The sequence below is a fragment of the Paenibacillus medicaginis genome (assembly GCF_042138635.1).
Lineage (GTDB): Bacteria > Bacillota > Bacilli > Paenibacillales > Paenibacillaceae > Paenibacillus > Paenibacillus medicaginis.
The window spans coordinates 112135-128393 of record NZ_JBHIRY010000011.1; the positions used below are offsets into that span (position 1 = coordinate 112135).

19 protein-coding genes are annotated in these 16259 nt (G+C 49.5%); 10 read left to right on the forward strand and 9 right to left on the reverse strand.

What is annotated here, in order from left to right:
• Positions 1–4 precede the first annotated feature (4 nt).
• The 3 genes from ACE5LO_RS13405 (at position 5) to ACE5LO_RS13415 (ending at position 3122) form a co-directional block, all read left to right on the forward strand.
• Entirely contained in the window at positions 5–736 is a 732-nt protein-coding gene (locus ACE5LO_RS13405; protein WP_375520527.1) for a hypothetical protein, read from the forward strand.
• A 150-nt stretch (positions 737–886) separates the two neighbouring features.
• Positions 887–1903 carry an SDR family oxidoreductase gene (locus ACE5LO_RS13410; protein ID WP_375520528.1) on the forward strand — a complete coding sequence of 339 codons (1017 nt, stop codon included), beginning with the start codon at positions 887–889 and terminating at the stop codon, positions 1901–1903.
• Between the two features lie 160 nt (positions 1904–2063).
• On the forward strand, positions 2064–3122 hold the full coding sequence (locus ACE5LO_RS13415) for an LLM class flavin-dependent oxidoreductase (protein WP_375520529.1): 1059 nt from the start codon (positions 2064–2066) through the stop codon (positions 3120–3122).
• 167 nt (positions 3123–3289) lie between these two features.
• Here ACE5LO_RS13415 and ACE5LO_RS13420 read toward each other — a convergent pair whose 3' ends face one another.
• From ACE5LO_RS13420 to bluB, 5 genes are all read right to left on the reverse strand, one after another.
• On the reverse strand, positions 3290–3604 hold the full coding sequence (locus ACE5LO_RS13420) for a DMT family transporter (protein ID WP_375520530.1): 315 nt from the start codon (positions 3602–3604) through the stop codon (positions 3290–3292).
• Positions 3604–3948: a DMT family transporter gene (locus tag ACE5LO_RS13425; RefSeq protein WP_375520531.1), complete on the reverse strand. Its 345-nt coding sequence runs from the start codon at positions 3946–3948 to the stop codon at positions 3604–3606. The genes ACE5LO_RS13420 and ACE5LO_RS13425 overlap by 1 nt, the downstream gene beginning before the upstream one ends.
• A complete protein-coding gene (locus ACE5LO_RS13430) occupies positions 3926–4711 on the reverse strand; it encodes a MerR family transcriptional regulator (protein ID WP_375520532.1) in 786 nt (261 codons plus the stop codon). The genes ACE5LO_RS13425 and ACE5LO_RS13430 overlap by 23 nt, the downstream gene beginning before the upstream one ends.
• Before the next feature lie 111 nt (positions 4712–4822).
• Complete coding sequence (locus ACE5LO_RS13435) at positions 4823–5446, reverse strand: acetate uptake transporter (protein ID WP_375520533.1); 624 nt, start codon at positions 5444–5446, stop codon at positions 4823–4825.
• 124 nt (positions 5447–5570) lie between these two features.
• The gene (gene bluB / locus ACE5LO_RS13440) at positions 5571–6221 is read right to left on the reverse strand and encodes a 5,6-dimethylbenzimidazole synthase (RefSeq protein WP_375520534.1); all 651 of its coding nucleotides are present in this window, start codon (positions 6219–6221) and stop codon (positions 5571–5573) included.
• Positions 6222–6306: 85 nt separating this feature from the next.
• Here bluB and ACE5LO_RS13445 point away from each other — a divergent pair, with 85 nt between their 5' ends.
• Complete coding sequence (locus ACE5LO_RS13445; protein WP_375520535.1) at positions 6307–6843, forward strand: DUF421 domain-containing protein; 537 nt, start codon at positions 6307–6309, stop codon at positions 6841–6843.
• 88 nt (positions 6844–6931) lie between these two features.
• Here the strand turns inward: ACE5LO_RS13445 and ACE5LO_RS13450 are convergent, their stop codons facing one another.
• Positions 6932–7300, reverse strand: coding sequence for a DUF805 domain-containing protein (locus ACE5LO_RS13450; protein WP_375520536.1), 369 nt, complete (start codon positions 7298–7300; stop codon positions 6932–6934).
• A 304-nt stretch (positions 7301–7604) separates the two neighbouring features.
• Here ACE5LO_RS13450 and ACE5LO_RS13455 point away from each other — a divergent pair, with 304 nt between their 5' ends.
• From ACE5LO_RS13455 to greA, 3 genes are all read left to right on the forward strand, one after another.
• Positions 7605–8339, forward strand: coding sequence for a Bax inhibitor-1/YccA family protein (locus ACE5LO_RS13455; RefSeq protein WP_375520537.1), 735 nt, complete (start codon positions 7605–7607; stop codon positions 8337–8339).
• 251 nt (positions 8340–8590) lie between these two features.
• Positions 8591–9760 (forward strand): chromate efflux transporter, encoded by a 1170-nt coding sequence (gene chrA / locus ACE5LO_RS13460; protein WP_375520538.1) that lies wholly within the window; start codon positions 8591–8593, stop codon positions 9758–9760.
• Positions 9761–9911: 151 nt separating this feature from the next.
• On the forward strand, positions 9912–10388 hold the full coding sequence (gene greA / locus ACE5LO_RS13465) for a transcription elongation factor GreA (RefSeq protein WP_375520539.1): 477 nt from the start codon (positions 9912–9914) through the stop codon (positions 10386–10388).
• Positions 10389–10444: 56 nt separating this feature from the next.
• Here the strand turns inward: greA and ACE5LO_RS13470 are convergent, their stop codons facing one another.
• A complete protein-coding gene (locus ACE5LO_RS13470) occupies positions 10445–11329 on the reverse strand; it encodes a TIGR01777 family oxidoreductase (RefSeq protein ID WP_375520540.1) in 885 nt (294 codons plus the stop codon).
• A gap of 204 nt (positions 11330–11533) precedes the next feature.
• Complete coding sequence (mntA, locus tag ACE5LO_RS13475) at positions 11534–11938, reverse strand: type VII toxin-antitoxin system MntA family adenylyltransferase antitoxin (protein ID WP_375520541.1); 405 nt, start codon at positions 11936–11938, stop codon at positions 11534–11536.
• 448 nt (positions 11939–12386) lie between these two features.
• Between mntA and ACE5LO_RS13480 the strand changes: the two genes are divergently transcribed.
• Together ACE5LO_RS13480 and ACE5LO_RS13485 are read left to right on the forward strand one after the other, a co-directional pair.
• Complete coding sequence (locus ACE5LO_RS13480; protein ID WP_375520542.1) at positions 12387–12767, forward strand: type II toxin-antitoxin system RelE/ParE family toxin; 381 nt, start codon at positions 12387–12389, stop codon at positions 12765–12767.
• A 2-nt stretch (positions 12768–12769) separates the two neighbouring features.
• The gene (locus tag ACE5LO_RS13485; RefSeq protein WP_375520543.1) at positions 12770–13063 is read left to right on the forward strand and encodes a helix-turn-helix transcriptional regulator; all 294 of its coding nucleotides are present in this window, start codon (positions 12770–12772) and stop codon (positions 13061–13063) included.
• Positions 13064–13621: 558 nt separating this feature from the next.
• Here ACE5LO_RS13485 and ACE5LO_RS13490 read toward each other — a convergent pair.
• Positions 13622–14485 (reverse strand): AraC family transcriptional regulator, encoded by an 864-nt coding sequence (locus ACE5LO_RS13490; protein WP_375520544.1) that lies wholly within the window; start codon positions 14483–14485, stop codon positions 13622–13624.
• A gap of 428 nt (positions 14486–14913) precedes the next feature.
• Here ACE5LO_RS13490 and rlmN point away from each other — a divergent pair, with 428 nt between their 5' ends.
• Positions 14914–15978, forward strand: a complete 1065-nt coding sequence (gene rlmN / locus ACE5LO_RS13495; RefSeq protein ID WP_375520545.1) for a dual-specificity RNA methyltransferase RlmN — start codon at positions 14914–14916, stop codon at positions 15976–15978.
• Positions 15979–16259: the final 281 nt, after the last annotated feature.

Genomic DNA, 16259 nt, shown 5'->3' on the forward strand with positions numbered 1-16259 from the left:
GTTAATGATGATTAAAAACATAAGCTGGATGGCCGTACTGACCGTTGTTCTTCTGCTGGCCGCCTGCAGCGGATCGCCCGAAGCCGCTACGGAGCCACAGAAACAGAAACCACCTCAGGAACAGGCGCAGGAGCAACCCCAGGAGCAGGCGGAGGAGCAACCTCAGGAGCAGGTGCAAGAGCCGCAGGAGCCGTCACAAAATCAGCCGCTGGATGACCTGGAGGGGCAGCCTCCGACTGTAACGGAAGCGGCAACGACAGTAATGAGATCGCTTAAAAATGGGGATATGAGCCAGATTGCGGCATGGGCCCATGCCGAGAAAGGGGTCCGTTTCTCGCCCTATGCTTATGTCGATACCAAAACAGACCTTGTATTCAAGCGGGATGAGCTTGAGGGTTTGATGAAAGACCCTACGGAGCGTGTATGGCGCACGTTTGCAGGTTCCGGAGAGTTGATCAAGATGCCGTATGCGGAGTATCATAAGCAGTTTGTCTACGATGTGGACTTTTTGGAGGACGCTGAGATTTCGGTCAACAAGGTGCTTGGAGAGGGCACGACGATCAACAACCTGAACGAGGTATATCCTGCCGATCAATATGATTTTGTGGACTACTATATTAGGGGTACCGATCCCGGAGCGGACGGGATGGATTGGCGCAGTCTGCGTCTGGTCTTCGAGAAGATCGGACCGGATCATGCGCTTGTAGGAATCGTGCACGATCAGTGGACACCGTAAATTTGGAGGAACGACGCTTCGGACCCCAAAGAAGGAGTTAAGCCGCTTTTTGAAAAAATTGTGATTGCCGGGTACACGTGGTATGGTAAAAAAAGATTAAGCATATAAGTTTTCATCTGGCTCATTTCATTCATTCTGGGAGGTGCAGTTGTGAGAGCGCTGTTTATCGGAGGGACGGGAACGATCAGCTCAGCGATCACCAGGCAGCTATTGAAGCAAGGGGTCGAGCTATATTTGCTGAATCGGGGTAGCCGGAATGAGCTGCTGCCGAAGGGGGCGCATATCCTTCAGGCGGATATTAATGATGAATACTACGTAGCCCTGCTGATTGAAAGCCTGAATTTTGATGTAGTGGTTGATTTTATCGGTTTTGAGCCCGCCCATGTAGAACGTGATTACCGCCTGTTTCGGGGAAAAACAAAACAGTTTATATTTATCAGCTCGGCTTCTGCGTATCAAAAGCCTTTGTCCGATTACCGAATCACGGAAGGAACGCCTTTGTCCAATCCATACTGGCAGTATTCCAGAAACAAGATTGCCTGCGAAGAGTATTTAATGAATCAGTATCGTGATCACGGCTTTCCGGTAACGATTGTAAGACCAAGCCATACCTACGACGAACGTTCCATCCCGCTTGGGGTTCATGGAAGCAATGGCTCCTGGCAGGTGGCCAAACGCATGCTGGAGAATAAACCCGTTATTGTTCACGGCGATGGAACTTCGTTGTGGACGATGACGCATAACAGCGATTTTGCCAAGGGTTTTATTGGACTGTTAGGTAATATTCATGCGATCGGGGAAACCGTTCATATTACTTCGGACGAGACGGTGACCTGGAATCAGATTTATGAAATCATTGCTGATGCGCTCGGTGTCAAGCTGAACGCAGTGCATGTTCCATCCGTATTCCTGGCTGCTTGCAGCAAGCAGGATCTCAGAGGCTCTTTGCTGGGGGACAAGGCGAATTCCGTTGTTTTTGATAATTCGAAGCTAAAAAGGCTCGTTCCCGGCTTTGCTGCCACCACCCGTCTCGATCAGGGGATCAAGCGGACAGTTCAGTACATCCTGGCCCATCCCGAATTCCAGAAGGAAGACCCGGAGTTTGATCAATGGTGTGATGATGTCATCTCCACAATGCAGCAGGGATTTGACAAATTGAATAGTTGAAATTAAAGAGTGCCTTGTTGGGCACTCTTCTTTTCGTTGGATCACAAACAGAAGGACTTGCAAAGTTGCGGAAAATGGTTCAATATAAAGATATTCGATTTAATGTTATCTTTCGGCAAGCTTTTGCTAAAAAAGGATATGAACCAGGAGGGACAGTTCAGTGGAAATAGGGATTAGCACATTTGTAGAAACAACGCCAGATGTTGCAACCGGTGAGCTTATAAGTCATGCGCAGCGCATTCGTGAGGTGGTTGAAGAAATAGTCCTTGCGGATAAAGTGGGGCTGGATGTATATGGGGTGGGTGAGCATCACCGTCAGGACTATGCGGCATCCTCACCTGCCGTGGTGCTGGCTGCGGCTGCGTCACAGACGACACGCATAAGATTGACCAGCGCGGTTACAGTGCTGTCTTCCGCCGATCCGGTGCGAGTGTTTCAGGATTTCGCCACACTGGACGGCATCTCCAACGGACGGGCGGAGATTATGGCAGGTCGCGGCTCCTTTATCGAATCGTTCCCACTTTTTGGCTATGATCTGAATGATTATGACGAGCTGTTCGACGAGAAGCTGGAGCTGCTCCTGAAATTGCGGGAGTCCGAGAAGGTGACCTGGAAAGGCGGGCATCGTCCAGCCATCAACAATTTGGGTGTGTATCCGCGCCCGGTACAGAATCCACTGCCGGTGTGGATCGGCAGTGGGGGCAATACGGAATCCGTCATCCGCGCCGGCCTGCTCGGTCTGCCGCTCGTGCTGGCGATCATCGGCGGCAGACCGGTTCAGTTCGAGCCGCTCGTGGAGCTGTATAAGAAAGCAGCCGCCCATGCCGGACATGACGCCTCCCTGCTGCCGGTGGCGTCGCACTCACACGGATTTATTGCGGATGATCTGGAGACGGCTGTGGAGAAATTTTTCCCGCCTACCCAGGCGGTCATGAGCCAGCTTGGGAAAGAGCGGGGCTGGGGCCCATATACCAGAGCCACCTATGATGCCGCACGCAGCCCCGAAGGGGCGCTGTACGTAGGGGATCCGGACACCGTTGCCCGCAAGATCATTGATCTGCGCAAGAACGTAGGCATTACCCGCTTCATGCTGCATGTTCCGCTCGGCACTATGCCCCATGAGGATGTAATGCGTGCGATTGAGCTGCTGGGAACCGAGGTAGCACCACGGGTGCGGGAAGAAATAGCGCAATGGGAAGCTGAGAACGGGATCAAGTAAAACCTGGCGAAGTTGATTATAGAGAAAACAAAAAAGTTTGAAAAAGAAGCTATGCCCCTCCCACTATGATTGGGGGCATAGCTTTTTTTGTGCGGTATGGAGAATCCGAAAGGAAAACACAAGGAAAAGCTGGAAAAGATCTATCGCTATTTTAAAGCTATAGACTATTAACCGAAGTACTTTAAGCCGACAACAGATACAATGATGCCAAGTATGCACAGGAGCCGGAGCCAGCTTTTCGACTCATGGAAAAAGAACATGCCAACAATTGCAGCACCCACGGTGCCAATACCGGTCCACACGGCATAAGCCGTAGCCAATGGGATGGTCGCCATGGCGTTGGAAAGCAGCATGAAGCTGAGTATAAAACCGGCGATCAGAATGAGGTTATTGGTCCAGTTATTTTTATGGGCAACACGCTGGATCCCGATCACACCTATGACCTCCAGCAGTCCTGCTCCGATAAGCAGCAGCCAATCCATCAGGCTTTGCCTCCTTTAGCCGTCAGTTTCAGGCCGATAATACAGACGAGCAGCAGCAAAATGAATCCGATCTTCAGCGGACTGACGGCCTTGCCGGATAAAACGATCTCCACCAGTGTCGTGCCAAGTGTCCCCATACCTGCAAAGACGGCATACACCGTACCTACTGGCAGAACCTTAGCGGCCGTAATGATCAGCTCGAAGCTGGCAATGAGGGATGCGAGAACAACAATGCTCGGGATGCTCTCGTATTTAAAGCCGCTTGCCCATACAATTTCAAGCAGGCCACCTGCAATGACATAACTCCAAGCTCTTGTTGAGCTAATCTGTTTTTCCTTTTTCATGCATACTCTCCTTCTGTACGTTCGCAAGATACCAATCCACAATGCTGTCGATATAATCCATGACCTCCCGGTCCATACCGAATACTTTCGCCTGTTCATCCTGTTCTGGACGAATGAGTGCCCAATACTTCTCGATCAATTGCTCGTCCTGCTCGAACCAATCCATAGAAATCTCTACGAACTGCCTGGCAAGCTTCTGCGACATTTCAGATGAAGGCGGCTCATGAAGATGATCCTTGGCTGCACGCACCAATTTGGCCCATTGCATGGAGCGTGGGTCGTCCGAGTTCAAGTTCGGAAGGTTACGAATAATTCGGCTTTCTCGCTCTGTGAAATGCTTGGCAAGGAATGATTCCCGAATGCCCGCTGGTGTCCGCATAGCCTGAATGAATAAAAAGATATCCTCCGGCTCGATCTCTCCTTTCATCTCCAACGCATATTTGGTCGTCTGCAGCAGCTTTTCCAATTCATCAAGCCTGTCCTTCTGTTTGGCGATGGCTTCAAGCTCAAATTCCAGGTAAGCTTTCCATCTGAATTCTTTATCGCTCTTCTCGGCAGCCAGCAGCTCCTTGATGGCGGAGAGTGTGAAGCCCAGCTCTTTCAAGGCTGTGATATGATGCAGTATCCTTAATTCCTCATTCGAATAGTACCGGTAACCCGAATCGGCCACCTGAGCAGGCTTCAGGATTCCGAGCTCATCATAATAACGTAATGTGCTGATAGGAATGTTTGTTTTTTGCGACAGTTGTCCAATGGTGTACATGCCAATCCTCCTTTCGGTTCGATTATAAAGTCTAAAGTATACTTGAGAGTCAAGGGGGAAAAAGCCGCTCAATCGCGGATCGGCGCAATTGAACGGCTCGGAATGTTTCTATTATGAACGCGGCTTAAAGATGCCAAAGGGGCGGCCAACCGGCAGGAACACCCGGCCAAAATGCGTATTCAACACGGCTGCACCCGCTCCATAAAGCGAAAGCAGTGCGATTCCTAATTCGGAATAAGCTGCCAGTGTATGGAATACTTCGGGAACGACCCCGAAGGCATCCAGCGTCAGACCCAGGAACAGCAGGTCGATTAATACGAAAATAAAGAATAACACCTTGTGTGTTTCCATCGCTCCGATGGTCATGAACAGCGTGAAGACAAGATAACCGGCAAAAGCAAATCCGAGCTGCTTGCCGTCCGCGCTGGATGCCAGCTCCGGCCCGAATACCCCCAGCTTGATCAGCCAGCTTCCTGCAGTAGCAAACCAGAAAAATGCGTATGCCCCGAAGGCGGTCATGCCAAAGGTATTGTTATGCTTCGCGTCATGGATACAGGCGAAGAGCTGGGCGCAAGCGCCAAGAAAGAGCGCCCATGGGATGACGAGACTTAGTCCATCCGTTAAGCCGAGCTTCTGGGAGGAAGCGACGAGCGTAACGATGGCCAGTCCGAACAGACCGATGGCGCTTGGATCGGCTGTTACAATTTTGATGCTGGATTGCGATTCGTTGTGCATGTTCTAAACTTTTTAAGCCTCCAGTAAATGCAGGTTCAGCCTGCTTAAGTTAGCATATCCTTCTGCCGATTCCAGAATTCTACCGAACTATTTTACCGTAAAATGAGGTCGGCGTACATGAATATTATGTTGCATTTGCGCTTCTCCAATGCTCGTGATAGATCAGATCCTGCAATGTTCTCCTCTTTTCCCAATTGGCGGTCTCCAGTATCGGTCTGGATGGATAATGCTCCGTATAACCGACAGACAGCAGGGCGACCGGGTCGATATGGGGCGGAATGTTTAAGATGTCCCGTACATCGTTTTTCTTGTAAAAGCTAACCCAGCCGAGCGCCAGACCCTCCGCACAAGCCGCCAGCCACATATTCTGGATAGCGCATGCCGTGGACATCACGTCGGTTTCGGGTATGGAGTTCCGGCCCAGCACATGAGAGCCGCCGCGTGTGGGATCACATGTCACACAGATCGTAAGCGGCGCCTGCATAATTCCTTCCACCTTCAGGTTAAGAAACTGCTCCTGCTTCTGGTCTTCATAATGAATGGCCAGCGCTCTCCTTTCTTTATCAGCCGCCCAGGCCAAGCGTGCCTTGGTATCTTCGCCGGTCACCAGAATAAAATTCCACGGCTGCATGAAGCCTACCGACGGACCATGATGCGCAGCCTGCAAAATTTTGTGGATCAAGTCCTCTGGAACAGGCTTGTCCAAGAACGTCCGGATATCCCTCCGTGTATAAATGACTTTGTACAATGCTTCCTTTTCCTGTTCACTAAACATATAGATCAGCTCCTTAGCGGGATCAAGCGGCTGTGGATACACCTTCATTAATTTGGAAATTGTAATACAAGGAGGTGTTCGTAGCATGAACGCATATCTGGAAATTTTGATAAGAACCGCTGCTGCTCTTGTGTTGCTTTTGTTCATCGCGAAGATTTTGGGCAAACAGACGATTTCAAATATGACCTTTCTCGATTTTGTAACAAGTATAACCGTGGGTGCCGTTGCCGCCAACATGTCTTTTAACGAGTCCATTAACTGGAGGCATTTTATACTTGCTTTAATTGTGTTTACCCTGGCATCATTGCTGTTATCCGTCCTGGCGCTGAAGAGCCGGAAATGGAGAAACTGGATTTCGGGATCGCCTACGGTTCTGATTGAGGAAGGGAAAATTCTTGAAGATAATATGAAGAAAGTGCGATATACCCTCGATTCGCTCAATCAGGCCCTGCGGGAAAAGGACATCTTCAACATTGACGAAATAAAGTATGCGATCCTGGAGGACAACGGAAAGTTATCCGTGCTGCGAAAAGAGGAGTATCAATATGCGACCAAGAAAGATGTGAAGTTTGCATCGACCGGGGTACATTTTCCGGTTGAGCTGATCATGGATAAAGAATAGATCATCAAAACAAGGGCCTTCCCATAAGTCATCCGAAGATGACTCTGGGAGGGCCCTTTATTTTAGATTACAGCTCTGCGGTCTCTGTTTAGAATTTCAGATTTGGACTAGCTCCGTGTTTTGGGTTAGGTCCGTATTGATTGTCCCCAAATCGGCTGTCTTGAACAAAAAACACGATGAGAATAATGGACCCAACGAGAGGAATCAGAATGAGCAGGAGCCACCAGCCGCTTCTTCCGGTGTCATGCAGTCTGCGGGCGCCCACGGCCAAGTGTGGCAGCATAACGGCCAGGCCATAAATCGTGGTCAAAATCTGACCAAGGCCGATCAAGGATTGCAGCACGGAAAGTATCAGGATAATTCCAGCATTAACAAGAGCGAACATCCAGTATTCTTCTCTTCTCGCCCTTCCCTGAAAGCCCACGTAATTTTTTAAAACCGATACATACCAGTTCATGATTTCCCTCCTGTAAAGTGTATAGGTATGGTGGAATGAGTATAAACCGTATCCACATATTTAGTTATTATCGGAGAACAGCTTGCAAGTTTGAATCATACCGGCGGCTTAAATTTTGGGCCGGAGTTACGTGTTTAAGCAAATGTACTCGAAAAAGAGCAACTTAAGTCATATTACGGATGCGAAACCTTTGGATATATCTTTAGAGAGCAAATGTACATGCCTTGAATTACCAGGTTTTTACTTTGGCAATGGTTTAGTCTATGATAAAGTTGAAAAAAAATGACTTTGTAGGGGGATTATCTTGATTGGACGCAGTGGCAATCCGACTTTGAATGATAACACTTTTGACCGCCATGACTTTGCACATGACCCGATGACGATTGGCGGTACGGTAAACAAGGCGTTTATGACGCTTGCCCTGCTTATAGCGGCGGCTATTGTATCCTGGACGATGTACTTCAACGGTTATAACGTCGGAGGTTTGGCCATCGGCGGCGCTGTGGCGGGCTTTATTTTGGCACTAGTCATCAGCTTTAAGCCTTCGGCCGCACAGTACCTGGTTCCGGTCTATGCGGTGGCTGAGGGAATATTCCTGGGGGCGCTCTCCGCAACCTACGAAACGCTCTATTATGGCATTACCATGCAGGCGGCCCTGATCACCATCAGTGTATTCATCGCTCTCCTGATCGCGTACAAAACACGCATGATCCGGGCGACGGAGAATTTCAAGCTCGGCGTATTTGCTGCTACGGCAGGGATTGCTATCGTTTATCTGCTGAGCTTTATCCTTGGTTTGTTTGGAATATCGGTTCCTTACCTGCATGATAACAGTCTGATCGGCATCGGAATTTCCGTGGTCATCGTCATTATTGCGGCATTGAATTTTGTACTGGACTTTGATTTTATCGAAAGCGGAGCGCAGCAAGGGGCTCCGAAATATATGGAGTGGTACGGGGCCTTCGGCCTGATGGTCACGCTCGTATGGCTATATGTGGAGATTATCCGTCTGCTGGCCAAGCTGCGCAGCCGGGATTAGTTTAAAGGTATGGTCGCCTTATTGGCGGCCTTTTTGCTGTGCTGTAAAGTAGTATCGGTACCGCGTGGGCCAGAGAAGGCGATTGTGGACTGCCGTCAAAGGGAGAGAGCAATCAAATTCGGACAATTGTGAAACAGAATTGATATTGTGATGATGGAAACCGACAACATTATAAACAAAAAGCAGCGATAATAGAACAGCGAGGTTCACTACTGAGCAGAAAAGAATGAGTTGGAGTGACGACTAAAGAGATGAACAATATAAAGTCATGGCTGGAGATTCTGGGTGTGTCCGCCAAGCTGGGTCTGACCTCCTTCGGAGGTCCTGTCGCCCACTTGGGCTATTTTTATAACGAGTATGTCCGCCGCCGAAAATGGATGGATGAACAAAGCTACGCCGATCTGGTCGCGCTGTGTCAATTTTTGCCCGGCCCTGCAAGCAGTCAGGTGGGGATAGGCATCGGCTTGCTCCGGGGGGGCTGGATCGGGGCGCTCGCCGCCTGGATCGGTTTCACCCTGCCTTCGGCTGTAGTCATGGCGCTGTTCGCTTACCTGATACAGGGAACGGATACCCTGAATGCCGACTGGATCCACGGATTGAAACTGGTGGCGGTGGCGATTGTCGCTCAGGCTGTATGGGGGATGGGGCAGAAGCTGGCACCTGACCGCAGCAGGGCGACGGTTGCCATTCTGGCCGCCGTAATAGTTCTGCTGTGGCCAACGGCTTTAAGCCAGCTGATTGTTGTGTTTGCCGCCGGAATCGCAGGTTTAGTTCTGTACCGCAGTACGAACGCGACGGCCATTGCAGAGGTGCAAACGCCTATCAGTCGCAAGGCTGGCGCAGCCTGTCTTCTTATATTTGCGGCGCTGCTGTTCCTGCTGCCGCTGCTTCGGGAGACATTTCCGTCTTTCCGGCTTGCTTTGTTCGACAGCCTTTACAGAGCAGGGTCGCTGGTGTTTGGCGGTGGACATGTCGTATTGCCGCTGCTGGAAAGGGAAACTGTACCGTCCGGCTGGGTCAGCGGGGAGCAGTTTCTGGCCGGTTATGGAGTTGCCCAGGCCGTTCCCGGCCCGCTGTTTACGTTCGCCGCATATATCGGCACTGTCGCGGACGGCTGGCAGGGAGCATTGGTCGCCACACTGGCTATATTTTTGCCTGCTTTTTTGCTCGTTGGCGGCGCCCTGCCTTTCTGGACGCTCATCCGCAGTCTTCCCCGGGCCCAGGGAGCGCTGACGGGAGTAAATGCCGCCGTGGTCGGGATATTGCTCGCTGCGCTCTATGATCCGATATGGACGAGCGCCATCCGGGGAACACTGGATTTTGCAATAGCAGCCATCCTCTTCGTCATGCTGATTTTCTGGAAGCTACCGCCCTGGGCCGTGGTCATTGCCGGAGCATTGGCGGGCGCTTTTCTTGGTTAAATATCGCGCAGATGGGTGCATAGGAGATGGCTCAGAATGTTGTACATGCTGCTCGGAACCTTCGTAAACGTTCATCTTTTCCATATAACGAATAGAAACACGAAAGGGAATCGGGTAAAATAGAAGGTAAGAGCGCAAGGGGGTGTAACGAATGAGCAATGAGGAAACGATTTTAACGAAGGAAGGCCTGGCGAAGCTGGAAGAGGAGCTTCGTGAGCTCAAGGGCACCAAAAGGAGAGAGCTCGCCGAAAGGCTGAAGGTTGCCATCAGTTACGGAGATCTGAAGGAGAATAGCGAATATCATTCCGCCAAGGAAGACCAGGCTTTTATGGAGACCCGGATTTTGCAGCTGGAACGGATGCTGAAGACGGCCCGCGTGGTGGACGCCAATCAAATAAACCTGGAAAAGGTCAGCGTGGGCTCTGTTGTGGTGCTCAACGATATTGAATTCAACGAGAAGATCGAGTATCGGGTCGTGGGGCCGGCAGAGGCGAATGTGGAGGAAAACTCCATTTCGTATGAAAGTCCGCTCGGTAAAGAGCTTATTGGCAAAAAAGTCGGTGACATCATCAGTGTGGATGCTCCGGTCGGCGTTCTGAAGTACGAGCTGCTGGAGATTAAAATGTAACGGAACGGAAAAAAAGGCCATCTACCGCATAGACAGCAGGTAGATGGTTTTTGTTGTCAGCCCAGTATATCCTGAAGCGCGCTGTCAAGCCGCTTGAAGCGGAACGTATACTCCTCGTTCAGCAGTCTTGCGGGCAGGACCCAGCGGCTTTTCAGAATGAGTTCCGTTTCGGTGCGGATCAGAATTGCGCCAAGCTCAAGCATCCAGCGGGGAGAAGGAAGTCCTATGCGTTGATGCATCGTTTCCCGCAGCTGCCGCATCAGCTCACGGTTTGGGACAGGATAGGGCGAGGATGCATTAAAAATGCCATCCAGATCAGGCCTGCTCTGCAAAAAACGGATGATGCCGAATAGATCGTCTACGTGAATCCAGCTGAACTTTTGCTGCCCGGACCCCTGGGGTCCGCCGAGGCCGAAGCGTACCAGATTTTTGTAAGGGCCCATGACGCCGCCCTTGCCCAGCACGATGGCAATTCTTAACGCAGTCTGGCGGGTCCGGGGCAGTTTGAAGGAGAAGAAGGCTTTCTCCCATTCCCGTGCCACGTCGACGGAGAAGCCTGTGCCTATCTCTCCATCCTGCTCTGTCATGGGACGATCCTCCGCATGTCTGTAGATCGTTGCGGTGCTGGAATTGATCCACAGCGGAGGGGGATTGCCGCATGCCAGCAGAGCCTCGCCGAGAATGCGGGTGGTTTCGGTACGGGAGCGTAAAATCTCTGCTTTATTGACGCTGTTATAGCGGCAGTTTACCGACTTTCCTGCCAGATTCACGAGCAGCTCGGCATGTTCCAAGGCGGAAATGATGCGGGCGTGATCCGTCCATGGGATATGTCCGGGTTGTCTGGAAATAATGTCGACTGTATATCCATGCTGCTTGAATTGTGCTTCCAGATAACGTCCGATGAAGCCTGTACCGCCAGCTAAAACTATCTTTTGGCTCATGATATCATCTCGCTTCCGGAATGGGATGAATCAGGTGGAGTATTTATGAACCCCAATCCCTGATTTTTGTCACAAAGAAAGCGAAATCATCCATGTGTTTCTCTATAATCGCTTGTACGATTTCGATCGTATTCTTCCTTGATTCGTCTCACACATCGGATTATGGTTTCCGATTTGTTAGCCACGATATCGTGATTCATTTTTTCACCCTCTCCGGTAGTTCTCCATGATTTCTTTTCGCTCGTCGTTAAGCAGGACATATTCCTTCAAAGCCCGCATAAATGCCATCTGACGTGCATAAGGCTTCGAATCATGCAGTACCTCGCCTGTTCCAATGATTTGGACCTTAAAAACAGGGGTGGCTTGAGGAAAATAAATCAGGTCTACTTCACGTTTGACAAGATCGGCCAATTCTGATGAAGCCATAAATAATTCATAAGCGGAAGGGGCAGGGATTTCGGATATAAAAGCAATATCCACATCGCTGTCTTGGCGCATTTCTTGCCTGGCAGCCGATCCGAATAATATCACAGAATGAGCATTGAAACGCTCACTCAAATAATCAATTATGGCTGATTTTTGCCTTGGTTCGAGTCCCCGATCAGGCATGACACACCATCCATTCCATAAATCATAATTGGGGCGATTGCTTCAAGAGATACCCCTACCATGAGAGTATCCAAAAACATGCAAAAATACAAGTAAGCCAAACATCAAATATTTTGACCAGCAGCCCGGAACAGTCTGGTCTTTTTTTGCTTTTATTCCCCGGAGGGGATATGAACGGTATACGGTTTCTCCTTCAATAGAAGGCGTTTCCTCCCCGTCTGGCTGGCTCCAGCCCAGAATGGTTTTGACGGCATCCTGCAAGTTCATGGTTAAAGGCAAGCAAAACCATTTTGCTGGCGTGCCAGCCAGAATACCGATGGGGGTGTTTCCAGTTCATTCTTTCTATTTTCAGGAATGTTATTTCGTCGCAATTCCTTAGTTAGGGAACTTAACATTATTTATGATCTATATGTTATAATTAGATTGATAAGGGAGTACACTTATAAAAATGGAGGCAGTTTTGTATAATATATTATTTTATGAGGACGAAAACGGTAACAAGCCAGTTGAGAACTTCATGGATGAGCTTGATGCTGCCGCGCTCAATAATAAGAATGCAAGAGTTCAATTGGAACAGATCGTCTACTGCTTGGATCGATTAGAGGATAGAGGAACACGAGCTGGGGAGAGGTTTACTAAGAGGATTTCAGGTGACATATGGGAGCTACGCCCAGGTCATAATCGTATTCTCTTTTTTGGATGGAATGGAAATCACTTTGTTCTCCTACATCACTTCGCCAAAACAACGCAAAAGACACCTCCAAAGGAAATTGCGATTGCTAAAAAACGAATGGACAGTTGGCTGCTGAGAAACGGAAGGAGTGAATGATGATGAAAAACTGGAATGATAAGAAGAAGGAGTTAAAGTCCATAGATCCAATACGGATGAATGAGCTTGAAGCGGTTGCCCAACTTGTGAACGCTATTCATCAAAGACGAATTGAACTTGGATGGACACAAAAGGAGTTAGCCGATAAAGTAGGGCTTCATCAGGAATCCATTGCGCGAATTGAAAATGGTGGATCTATTCCCCGATTAGATACAGTATTTAAACTAGCTATTGCCCTGGGGATGAAGCTAAGCTTGCATGGAGCGGAGGAGGCTGCGACTGTGAGTATAGGCTAAGGATGGTTGGTGGGGTAGAACAGGCATTGCCACACTTCTATGAGGTCTGTTAAGAGATGTAGGATACGCCGACCTACCAAATAACTGTGCAGGAAAAATTTGGTGAAAAGGCATGAGTATTTTCCTAGCTACGACGCCTAAAGTTTTTCGAAATTAACAATCCTTTCTTAGTGTGTAGGATAAAAATCCGGTGAGGGGTGCTCCCTCGTCGGATTTTTATTGTTTTAATAGAGTCAATCTAAAAAAACGGTGCCTAACGACTGCTGTTGGAATGGAAGGCTCCCCGTCCTTTTTCACGATCGGACTGGAGCGTCCTTATTTGCCTCAAAATGAGGGATTTCCTTGTTTAGGCGGACTGGAGTGATCTTATTTACCTGGAAATGGTCTAATTCATGCGTTTAAATGCCCAATAAAGGCTGTGGAGTCCGCTCGCATGCAGCAAACGGTTGATTTCAACGAAATAACGTCTCTACAGTCCGTTTAGACAATCACGCACGCTGGCTGGTCCAATCAAGCTCCGATTTCGGTGTTGAAGCTTAGACACGTCGGTAGACGTTTTTATTTCTTCATAACGGGAATCCATACTTCCGAATGATAGTCTTCCGCCGCCGGGTCGCCGGGCGGATATACCTCAAGCTCCGGTGCATCGGCATGCTCATAGCCTGTAGCAGGGAACCACTCCTGGAAAATCCTTTTCCATATGTTCTCCATGGCATCAGGCATAGCACCAGTCACAGGGAATACAGCCCAAGTGGCAGCAGGCACCTTATACGTAGTGAAGCCGCTGGACGCAGGGGCTTCATTACTGCTTTCCACAGCGATCATATAAGTGAACTGGTCCTGATCATGCTGAAACTCTGTGCAAATCCCCAGCATATCACTGCCTGACCCCAGCTCCAGCAATGCATCCGAGGTTCCGTCTGTATTGCTCTGTCCCCAGAAGGCGGGAATCGCCTTAAAGTTCTCTCCGTCCTTTGTTGACACCGGTATCGACTTGCCCACAACGGTAAAGCCTGCTTTTTCCACAATGCGGTAATCCATGTCTTGATCTCCTCTCAAGGATAAATGGAAGGAAATGCGCGGAAAGGCCTTTAGCTGCACGCCGGGATCACGCGCTTGCGAAGGTGTAATCCCATGAATTTTTCGGAATGCCTTGGCGAAGGACTCGGGTGAATCATAGCCGTATTTGAGCGCCGTATCCAGCACCTTCGTGGAGGAGATCGCCAGCTCCTGTGCGGCCAATGTCAGCCTGCGCTTCCGGATATATTCCGCAACCGTCATCCCGGTAAGCATATGGAACATCCGCTGAAAATGAAACGTAGAGGAGCAGGCGACCTTGGCAATATCGCTGACCGATATTGGTTCCTCCATATGGTCCTCGATGTAATCCAGAGCATCCTTCATGCGTGTCAACCATTCCAACCTCTTCACCTTCCTTGCCTTGATCATATCACTGACAGACCGGAGTCTTCCTGTTCTAACGTGCTGTTGTTGGACAGATTTTGCTGAAATCAACATATCACAAAAAAAGAAAAAAAGGCACTCTTCTAAGAGGCCAATTCCCTCGCCCGATCGAGCTGTGCTCCAAGAACGCCGCTTCGCACGTTAACCTCCGTACAACAGCCCTGCCAGCCATAGCCTAACGTAGTGGCGGCTTTACATAGCCGAGTCGGCCAAGCTTGAGATGGTCCCGCGTGCTTCCGTAAAAATCCCTGTCGGTTCCTCTTGTTTAAGCCCTGAAATTTTGGGAAAATAAGAATTAGGCTTTGGATCGCTCAAGCCTGCAAGATCCGACAAAATGTTTCACGTGGAAACATTTTTCACGATATAGATTGAAAAGAGGGTAACGAATGAATAAACCATCCATTTATGGATTGACGATAGAGCAGCTGACAGCATGGCTGGGGGAAAGAGGTCATAAGAAACACCGCGCTTCCCAGGTGTGGGAATATCTGTACCGCCAGCGGGTTGCGAAATTTTCCGATATGGCGGAGCTTCACCCTTCCTGCATTCAACTGCTCGAAGAGCACTTCGTCATCCGGACACTTGAAGAGCATGTCAGACAGGAATCGGCGGACGGAACCATCAAGTTCCTGCTCCGGCTGGCGGACGGGAACCTTATTGAAACAGTGCTGATGCGCCAGAAATACGGCCTGTCGGTCTGTGTCACGACTCAGGTCGGCTGCAATATCGGCTGCAGCTTCTGCGCGAGCGGTCTGATCAAGAAGAGCCGGGATCTGACGAGCGGCGAGATCGTAGAACAGATTATGAAGGTTCAGCTTCACTTGGACGGAAAGCAGCAGGGGGAGAAGGTGACTCATGTCGTGGTGATGGGCATCGGGGAGCCGTTTGATAATTACGACAATCTGCTTGATTTTGTTAACATCATCAAGGATCATAAGGGCCTTGCCATTGGCGTGCGCCGTATTACGGTATCGACGAGCGGGCTGCCGGACAAGATCAAGGAATTTGCCGACAGCGGCTTGCCGGTCAATCTGGCGATTTCGCTTCATGCCGCGAATAATGACCTGCGTACCCGGATTATGAAGATCAACCGTGCGTATCCGATAGAACAGCTGATGGAAGCTGTCGATTACTATTTGAAGAAGACCAAGCGGAGAATCATGTTTGAATATATCCTGCTCCGGGATGTCAATGACCAGCAGGAACACGCGCAGGAGCTTGCAGCACTGCTGCAGGACAAACAGCGGCTTGCCAGCGTGAACCTGATTCCGTATAACCCGGTGGATGAACACAGCCAATATCAGCGCAGCGAGCAGGAGTCAATTCTCGTCTTCTATGATACGCTGAAAAAGCAGGGCATCAACTGTACTGTGCGTATGGAGCATGGGACGGATATTGATGCAGCCTGCGGCCAACTGCGCAGCAAACAGATCCGCAAAAATACAGCCTAATGGGCAAGAGTCATAAGGAAGCAGAATAAACAGTCCTTATGGCTCTTTTTCTTGTGACGGGGATCAACGCCTTCCGGGGAACTTTTTTGGAAATAAACAGGACTATAGAACTGGTGTTTCGGGAGATTATGGGCTGAATGGACTCTTTTTTTCGTCTAGTCAATAGGTAGGATTGAAGGAATTGCAGAAATGATTATAATTGAAAAATATACCAATGTGATGAGTCTATTTCCATTTCATCATCTACATTTGGAAGCGTATACAAAAGAGAGGTGCACATC